This is a genomic window from Bradyrhizobium sp. ARR65, from assembly GCF_000472385.1.
Lineage (GTDB): Bacteria > Pseudomonadota > Alphaproteobacteria > Rhizobiales > Xanthobacteraceae > Bradyrhizobium.
Genome location: NZ_AWZU01000103.1, coordinates 1 through 7,721, shown reverse-complemented (window position 1 = coordinate 7,721; position 7,721 = coordinate 1). Strand labels below are relative to the sequence as shown.

Annotated in this window: 5 protein-coding genes; 4 read left to right on the top strand and 1 reads right to left on the bottom strand. The window is 59.2% G+C overall.

The features are described from left to right. Positions 1-823 precede the first annotated feature (823 nt). The 4 genes from F758_RS0142285 to F758_RS46120 all read left to right on the top strand — a co-directional run bounded on the left by F758_RS0142285 (position 824) and on the right by F758_RS46120 (position 6,137). Positions 824-1,765, top strand: a complete 942-nt coding sequence (locus tag F758_RS0142285) for a transcriptional regulator GcvA (RefSeq protein WP_024513417.1) — start codon at positions 824-826, stop codon at positions 1,763-1,765. 308 nt (positions 1,766-2,073) lie between these two features. After that, positions 2,074-2,304, top strand: coding sequence for an MGMT family protein (locus tag F758_RS53720; RefSeq protein WP_084306170.1), 231 nt, complete (start codon positions 2,074-2,076; stop codon positions 2,302-2,304). Between the two features lie 1,441 nt (positions 2,305-3,745). Continuing rightward, the gene (gene ku / locus F758_RS0142275; protein WP_024513416.1) at positions 3,746-4,780 is read left to right on the top strand and encodes a non-homologous end joining protein Ku; all 1,035 of its coding nucleotides are present in this window, start codon (positions 3,746-3,748) and stop codon (positions 4,778-4,780) included. 238 nt (positions 4,781-5,018) lie between these two features. After that, the gene (locus F758_RS46120; RefSeq protein ID WP_035725222.1) at positions 5,019-6,137 is read left to right on the top strand and encodes a DNA topoisomerase IB; all 1,119 of its coding nucleotides are present in this window, start codon (positions 5,019-5,021) and stop codon (positions 6,135-6,137) included. Between the two features lie 1,017 nt (positions 6,138-7,154). Here F758_RS46120 and F758_RS53120 read toward each other — a convergent pair. Continuing rightward, positions 7,155-7,514, bottom strand: a complete 360-nt coding sequence (locus F758_RS53120) for a hypothetical protein (protein WP_349544091.1) — start codon at positions 7,512-7,514, stop codon at positions 7,155-7,157. Positions 7,515-7,721 lie beyond the last annotated feature (207 nt).

Sequence of the window (7,721 nt, the reverse complement as noted above, 5' to 3'; positions counted from 1 at the left end):
GATAGCGACCAAGTTCGTGGGGCAACGCAAGATGTCGCGGTGGCCAAGCTCGGACATCGTCAGGGGAATCCGTTGTCCAAGATAGCTCGCCGGCCTTGATTTTTATGATGTCGTTGCAGCGCACGCGTGCTTGATCGACAAGAATATTTTCTTCGCCTCATCGACCGAAAGCTTCATCGATTGAATCACTTCGGAGCCGCCGGCTCCGAATGACATCAAAGTCAATCCCGAACCTCAATGAGGTGACGATTCTGCCGGAGAAAGCGCTCAGCCTGAAGACGTCGTGAGTGGCGCAATGCCGCGATCATCGCAGTGAAGATCCGTTTCAGTGTTTGGCCGAGGATAAGCGCGGGCTTCGGGTGCACAATTTCGGTGTCAGCAATAAACGGAGCGGGTCTCATCGTTGAAACTCCATGGGATCGGACGTTTCCCATCAGTCCTGTGGCAATCGGACAAGTCTTCAGCGCCAGAATGGCCGGCTGGCCTGGTCCAATGCCTCATCTCTCGTAAGCCCCAAGTCGATCAGAAGGTGCGGGTCGTCAGCGATTTCGCGCAAACTGGCACGCTGTCGGCTCCGCTCTGTCCAGAGCAGCCAGATCTCCAGCAGTCTCCACCATGAATTGGATTGATGACCGCGGTCTGCCGCATTGGGTCGAGCGCGAGGCAGGGGGCTGGCGTAAGAGAAGAGCATTGACATGCGAGGGGCTCCGGATCAGATGTTTGCGATGCGCCGCCGAGTTCGATAAGGCCGCGGGGCCGGGTCCGCAAAGCATCGTTTCTCGGGCCAGCCCCAATTTCTCTCATGAACTCGGGAGAGCCCGCGATGCGTCCGCACCTGCCACCGCTCAACGCGTTGAAGGCTTTCGAAGCCGCCGCTCGCCATGAGAGCTTCACCCGGGCGGCCGAAGAACTTTGCGTGACGCAAGGGGCCGTCAGTCATCAGGTGAAGGCGCTCGAAGCTGAACTCGCGGTTAAACTTTTTAATCGCGAGCGCCAGCGGCTTCTGATCACCGAAGCCGGACGGGACTACCTCGCTGTGATACGCGACGCATTGGATCGAATAGCGAGCGGCACGGAACGGCTGTTGCAACGGCAGAGATCGGGCGTGTTGACGGTCAGCACCTCGCCGGATTTCGCCGCCAAGTGGCTGGTGCATCGCCTTGGCCATTTTGCGGAAGCGCATGTCGGCATCGATCTGCGCGTTTCCGCCGCCATGCATCATGTGGACTTTGCCCGCGAGGATGTCGATATCGCGGTTCGTCATGGGGACGGAAACTGGCCGGGACTCGATACGGTCAGCCTTAGCCCCGAACAGCTCTTTGCTGTCTGCAGCCCAAAGCTGCTATCGGGCCGGCATCCTCTGGAAAAGCCTGCCGACATTCTAAAGTTTCCGCTGCTTCATTTGGACAGCCGGACTGATTGGACCAATTGGCTGCAGGTTGCTGGTGTTGATGGGGCGGCCATCATCCATGGGCCGGTCTTGAACCGAGCGAGCATGATCATTGACGCTGCTATCAACGGACAAGGTATTGCGCTGGCGCGCACCACATTGGCTGCGTGGGATTTGATCAATGGGCGATTGGTAAGGCCTTTCGTGGCTTCGGTACCCGTGTCGAGGCCGTATTGGATCGTCTGCCCCAAGGCGACGTCCACCTTGCCAAAAATCGTGACCTTTCGAGACTGGCTTCTCTCAGAGGCCGCCACGGATTTGCGCAAGCTTAGAGTACTTGCTTCTTCGAAGCGAAACGAGCGCCGGCGGCCATAAGCGAATACGGATCATGGGGCTACCGTCTGGCAAGCGCCATGGCCGGAAGTCGGCAACGGTCAAACGCGACTGTCCGGGCCGATCCTACCGCCAATTAACGTCCGGTTTGCCTCGAAGGCGACCTACTTATTGCGGGCAACGAAATCACGTGATGGGCCAATGGCTGCCCACAATGTTAAGAGGGCGGCGCGCACTTCGAAACTAATACCGGCACGTCCGGTCGAATCTTCCATGCCAACGCGACGCGCTCGTTCCAATCGAAAGTAAAAAAGGCGAAAACCTTCCGAGAAACGTGCTACACTCGGCTTATGAAAACGTTTTCAGATAAGGTCCGCGACATCGTGCGCAAGATCCCAAAGGGGAAGACCATGACGTACAAAGCTGTCGCTGCTAAGGCCGGCAATCCGAAAGCTGCACGCGCGGTTGGTACCATAATGCGCACGAATTACGACCCATCGATCCCGTGTCATCGCGTTATTGCAAGCGACGGCTCAATGCGCGGCTACGTTCGTCCGCGCCGTCGACCGGCCCAACAATGATCCGCTTGACAGCGAGCTTCACCGCTGTATCGCGGAACAACGTGACGTAGCGCGCTTTACCGCTGCTAATGGGAAGGTGGAAACCGGCCTGGGCCAAATTTGTTAAGGAGCCGGCCAATCTCAGCGTTGCTCCCGAACGCTCGCTGCGGCGCAACGAAAATCTGAGCTCAGAGCAGGCATCCGAGCACACGCCCTTCCCTCGTGATCGACAACAGGAGTTGGGAACTGCGCTGGAACGTAGCAGCACTTCCCGGGTTCTCGAGGGACCGACCGAAGTCCTATGAGCAGCGGGCCGGAAGCCGATGTTTTTGGCAGGTCTCAATCATGATCGCAGACAGTTTTGATCGTCGAACGATGGCCGTCATGGAAGTCGCACTTGACCGAGTGTGCGAGGGCAGACCGGACGGTCAACGCCATGAGTTTCGATGCCTCGTTGCCCAAGCCATCATCCGATGCGCAAAACGCGGCGGGACCAGCCTGGGTGCTCTGACTGAGGCGGGCGAACACGCGTTGTTACGATTGCCGCATATCAACGACGGCCCCGGTAAAGGAAAGAATTCATCCTCAGCGGCCTGAGAACAGCTGGCTGAAGTCTTGCGGGGCAGGATTGAGTTGACGCATCAAGGAGCCCGCTGCGCTCTTCAGCTGCCGCCCGCGATCCTCTGCAATAGTGCAGGATGAAGCCAAGCATCCAGCAGCCGATTTCGGGCAACGGCGGAGCTGTCGGGCGACATGGAAAATTGACCCGGGGTCAAATCCGGACGTCGTTTGACACGGAGCGGCCACGCCGCAGCTACTTGCATTTCTCAAAATGGCCCTAGCGATCCGCCTTAACACCCTCTGCAAATACCGTTTATGATTCGATCCGTCTTGGAATCGGAGAATTTTCCTGCCGGATCAGGTTGTGCCCCGGCAGGGAGGGCCTGGTCGTAGTAGTGCCATCGATGCGTTCACTAGCTATCGATCCGGCCTGTCCAACCGTTCCCGAACCTCTCGCCGAGCGCTCACCCGATGATTGCGCTGTGCCCAGACTGTTGGTGCCCTGGTCTGGCGAAATGGTGAAAGCCAGTATCCGCCATGAGCTTCAGGCCGCCTACTCTCCATCCGCGGACCGGAATTGAGCGGGCAAAAATTGCCACTGCTGCTCGCATTCTCGCAGCGAGATGTTGCGCCCCCGGGCAGCTGCTTGGACAGGCACCGCCCGTCAGCTTGTCACAGCTTGCCGCCGGAGCTCTTCAACGGCAGCGGCCGTAATGTGGCCGGGCCCTGAACTGCCCTCCATACGATGACAATCGCCTTTTTCTCGCACCCGCCAAGAGCCCTTCTATTGGCGGTGGCGGGGCGCGCGGCCGCAACGCACCGCGAAGTCCTGAAACCGCCGGGGCTTCCATCCGTTGAGTCCTGGGCCTTGTTTGTGCCCTCGCCGCCTTGGAGTTCTCCAGTGCCTGCGTCCCGCGCCTATTGGAAGGGCTACCTAAAGCTCTCGTTCGTCTCCTGTCCAATCGCGCTTTACCCCGCGACTTCGGCCGCGGAGCGGCTCTCCTTCCGGCAGATCAACCGTCGCACGGGCCATCGCCTCAAGCACGAGCTCGTCGATTCCGTCACGCACGAGGCGGTAGATTCATCAAACAAGGCGCGGGGCTACCAGGTCGGCGCGAACGAGTTTCTGCTGGTTGAGGATCGCGATCTGGAGCAGGCGCGCAACCAGCGCCCACCGCCCGGCAACGCTCAGCTCGACGAACCGCCGCACCGCGAAAGCCCGCCGACGGTGCCCGCCGGGCTGCACCGAGATGGCGAGGAACAAGTCGTCGCCTCCGGCGACGCCGCGGACGATGAATACGATGAGCAAGAGATCGTACCGCGGGCCCGTCCGAGGAACACGCGTACGATCGAGATTCAACGTTTCCTGCCTGAGGGACAGATCGATGCTCGCTATTTCGAGAAGTCGTACTACATCGCGCCGAGCGAAGAGATCGGGCAGGAGTCGTTCGCCGTTATCCGCGATGCGATGACCCGCGAAGGCGTGATAGGGCTTGCACGCGTCGTGCTGTCCTCGCGCGAGCGCCCATTTCTCGTGGAGCCAATGGGCCAGGGTCTTCGCGGCGTAACGTTGCGCTTCGCGCACGAGGTCCGCGCGGCCGAGGATTACTTCGGCGAGATCCCCGAAATAAAGCTTCCGGTGGAGATGATGAATCTCGCGCGAAACATCATCCGAACGAAATCGGCAGAATTCGATCCATCCATGCTGGAGGATTATTATCGCACCGCGCTCGTGCGCATTCTGCGCAAGAGGCAGGCAAAGCGCCCCGCGCATCATCCCTTGCCTGTGAAGCCCTCGCGCGAAAATGTCGTCAATCTCATGGACGCACTCCGCCGCAGCATTGCGGCCGAGGGCCGGGCAAAATCACCCTTGCGGTGCGGGCCAGGCAAATCTGCCGGACCAAAGCGCCCAGCGCGGGCTCGCAAGGCCGGCTAGACACCCTGCCGCGCCGCACCTTCCAAGCATCTCAGGCCAGACTGTCTGGATCATCGGAGAAGATCAGCCTGATTACGCCATCGCGTCGCGCGCAAGGACCACCATTCGCGCCTCTAGTTGCGCGCCTCCGCCATCTCAATAGCAAGAAAATTGCTGATCACGGCCAGCCGCCTGGCCGTCGCGGAACCCGTTTCATTTCGGACCGTTCGTTTGTTGTGAGCTGAAAGGATCCCTTGTGTTGGTTGAATCGCCAGATAGCGTTGAGACGATTGTTGATCCAAAGGACGCTGCCGTCTCCGCAGGTCTGCGATACGTCTCCGACGCCCGGCCAGGCATACACCGCAAAAAGGCTGGCACGGGTTTCACCTATACCCGTGCCGACGGCTCTAAGCTCTCCGAACAGGATGTCCTGGAGCGGATTAAAGCGCTCGCGATCCCGCCGGCTTGGACGGACGTCTGGATATGCCCCTTCGCCGATGGACACATTCAAGCGACGGGGCGCGATGCTAAGGGGCGCAAGCAGTACCGTTATCACGCACGCTTTCGCGAAGTGCGGGAAAGCACGAAGTACGAGCATGTCGTTGCGTTCGCCAACGCGCTGCCCGGCATCCGGAAGACGGTGAAGGAGCATATGGCCTTGCCGGGATTGCCGCGCCAAAAGGTTCTGGCGACCGTCGTCCATCTTTTGGAGACCACGCTGATCCGCGTCGGAAACGACGAATATGCAGAGCAGAACAACAGCTACGGGCTGACTACCCTGAAGAACCGGCATGCCGCCGTCGACGGAAACGAGGTGCGTTTCCGCTTTGCCGGTAAGAGTGGCAAGCAATGGTTGTTGCGAGTGCGCAACCGTCGGGTTGCCAGGATCATAAAGGCCTGCCAAGAGCTGCCCGGGCAGGAATTGCTTGAATATGTCGATGAAGCCGGCAATTGCCAGGATGTCACCTCGACCGATGTGAACGACTATCTCAAAGAAATCACGGGCAAGGATATCACGGCGAAAGACTTCCGCACTTGGGCGGGAACGGTGCTCGCGGCAATGGCGCTCAATGAGCTCGAGAGCTTCGACAATGCCGCACAAGCAAAGCGCAATGTTCGCGCCGCTATCGAAAAGGTGGCAGGCAAGCTCGGCAATACGCCGACAATCTGCCGTAAGTGCTACGTTCATCCGGAAGTTCTAAATTCCTATATGGACGGAAATCTCGTGCTTGAGCTCAAGTCAAAAGCCGAGAGCGAACTGCGCGGTGTTCAAAGCCTTAAACCAGAAGAAGCAGCTGTGCTAGCCCTTCTCCGCGGCCGGCTTGCGAAAGAAGCGGAGCGCCCAACGTCGAAGAAGGAATCCCCGAAGGCTGCCTGAATTACCACGTCGCATTTTTCCGAAGCGACGCCGATATCGAGGTACTGCCTGGCTGAACCGGAACTACGGAACATCAAATTAGTTGGTTTCGCAGCTCGCAATGAGCGTGCTCCGAGGCTGCCCGACCGTGATTTCCCATTGCCTTCGCGGTCGAGGCAGCAGGAGCGCTCGGCGAGAAATTAGGAATTGGCAGGAACAACATCAACAGACTTCGCTGCCTGAACGTCGCGACCCTCCTCGCCTTACAGAGCAGCCCAGTTCCAGCGCTGGGCTGCTTTCGTTTCAAACTCCCGCGGTACGTACGACGCAGCCATGTCGTTGCTGGCCTGATCTTGCGGCAAAACTCGCACCGCGATGCTGCTGCGCAACGACCCAACGGACCAACTTGAGCGCAATGGCGGTGCCGAACCGCACGCCCTCACAACCACATCCTCGGAGCGTCCATCCGCGCAGTGGTGCCGGCGCGCTTCATTCGCTAGAGGAAATCATCCCGCGACGCGACGGGTGCATGTTGAGCACCTTGCTTCACTGTACTGAATTCGCCCATTGTTGCGTCGCCGTCTTCCATGGAACTTGAGTTCATCGGAGAGCAGGCGCTAGGCCCCCCGATCTCGCCGAGGGAGGCCGACCGTTCACCAGGAAGGGCCGACTCTTCCCGGCAGATACGGCTGGCAAAGTGACCGGGCGTATTCTCGGCGCTTTGCCTCGTCCGCGAGCTGCCTTCCGTTCATTCCGGCAAACGCACGTCCGTGACAAGCATTTGATCTTGGCACACGCGCGTCGATGAGCCGAAGCGCGGCAGCGCCATCCGGTGCACCGATGATGACGTAGCCCAGCTCTCGAGGGACCTCGACTATGAAGCTGCGAACGTGGGCATCATCACGACATTAAGGAGCATTTCCTGTCCACCCGCAGCATTCGGTTGAGCGGCTCGCCGGAGTTCGCCGGCTCTCGAGGCTTTTTCGGCCAAGAATGAAATCCCAGCGCGGGCTATGAGGCTTGGCCGTGGCACATACATCACCGCCACATCGTGGGCGCGCTAATCAAGGCACTCCGGCCAGCGCGCTTGATCTCCTCTATCGAAATCCCCTCTCTGGTCGCCGCCTCGAGGATTTTCGAGGCGACATGTGTGCGAGCGCTGGTGTCGTGCTTGGGTACACTTTCGCACACTTCATCCAGAACCGCGCGCAAGAGCGCAGTCGTTTCGGCAGTGAACATTTGATCTTCCCCCAGTCGGCAGGAAAGCAACCAAAACGTACGAGAGGCGAATGCGTTCCAGAATTCACGCATGTTAATCCAGCCGGGAAAAATGCTTCTTGCCCGCGCGACGTATGAAGCTTGGCGAAGGCGTTCCGCCTCCCTGAACATTTGCGCCATTGGGTGTCGCGGCCTTTCATGGAATGCTCCACCCGAATCCCGCGGTTATCCTCGGCCAAACACTGAAACAGATCTTCACTGCGATGATCGCGGCATTGCNCCACTCACGACGTCTTCAGGCTGAGCGCTTTCTCCGGCAGAATCGTCACCTCATTGAGGTTCGGGATTGACTTTGATGTCATTCGGAGCCGGCGGCTCCGAAGTGAT

Excerpts from the sequence above, each read along its gene's own strand:
- F758_RS0142285 (WP_024513417.1), top strand. The coding sequence starts at position 824 with ATGCGTCCGCACCTGCCACCGCTCAACGCGTTGAAGGCTTTCGAAGCC.
- F758_RS53720 (WP_084306170.1), top strand. The coding sequence starts at position 2,074 with ATGAAAACGTTTTCAGATAAGGTCCGCGACATCGTGCGCAAGATCCCA.
- F758_RS53120 (WP_349544091.1), bottom strand. The coding sequence starts at position 7,514 with ATGGCGCAAATGTTCAGGGAGGCGGAACGCCTTCGCCAAGCTTCATAC.